Below are 931 nucleotides of genomic sequence, written 5' to 3'. Positions count from 1 at the left end.
CGCGGGGGTCGTGAGTGGCAAGGAGGGTTAGAACGACCTTTATCACTCACGACCCCAGTCAAGCAGGCCCGCAGGTCAGCGCACTGAAGAGGCCGGACGTTCCCGCCGTTCAGGATCCGGCGCCCCATCCACCTTCAGCACGCGAAGCAGCCGAAGACGCTTCTCCTCGACCGGAGCCAGCAGCCCGGACATGCGCTTCACGAGCAGCGCGGTCACCACCGCCAGCCCGGCCGCGGCCAGGTCGGTCAGCGCGACCAGCACGACTCCGTCCGCCAGCGCCTGGACGCCGTCACGGAACCGCCAGACGATGACCAGCGTGAGCAGCAGCCAGTTGAGCGCCCAGACACCCCACCAGATCAGCACGAGCCGCGACGGCTTCGGGCGGGTTTCCCGGGTCCGGCGCAGGACGGCGTGTTCGAGTTCGGCGACGACCGGCAGCACCATGATCAGGTTCACCACCGGCACCAGCACGAACGCCAGCACGTGCCGTTGCCGCCTGGGCGGCGTCTCGCCGGAGACGTCCGCGGCGGCGTGCCTGGCCACGAGCAGCCACCACACGGTGAGCCCGGCCGGCAACAGCGAAAGGATCGTCGTCAGCAGGCCGGCCGTGATCACGAAGGTGTCGGAGATCGAGACGACGGACGTCGACAACGCGGAGTCGCGGCTCTGCACCAGCAGGACGTAGCGCCAGATCTCCGCGGCCGAGGCGACGACGGCGAGGGCGGCGAAGGTCCACAGCACCGGCAGCAGGCTGCGCGTGATCACCCGCAGCCGCTCCCCCGCGGTGACCTCGCCGGACGCCGTCCCGGGAACGGCGGTCGGACGGCGCCAGACCAGGTTCGGGAAGCCCCACCTCGGCGGGACCGGGTAGGACGGCGGGCCGGAGTAGCGCTCGGCCACGGGCTTGCGACGCTGCGGCAGCGCGCCGGGC

Annotated in this window: 1 protein-coding gene; it reads right to left on the bottom strand. The window is 71.3% G+C overall.

Annotated elements, in window-relative coordinates; all coding sequences use genetic code 11:
• Window positions 1–75: 75 nt before the first annotated feature.
• A partial coding sequence (locus AVR91_RS42305) for a DUF4328 domain-containing protein (RefSeq protein WP_076857575.1) occupies window positions 76–931 on the bottom strand: 856 nt, incomplete at its 5' end.

The sequence above is a fragment of the Amycolatopsis keratiniphila subsp. keratiniphila genome, from assembly GCF_001620365.2.
GTDB lineage: Bacteria > Actinomycetota > Actinomycetes > Mycobacteriales > Pseudonocardiaceae > Amycolatopsis > Amycolatopsis keratiniphila.
This window is presented reverse-complemented; position numbering and strand designations above follow the sequence as displayed.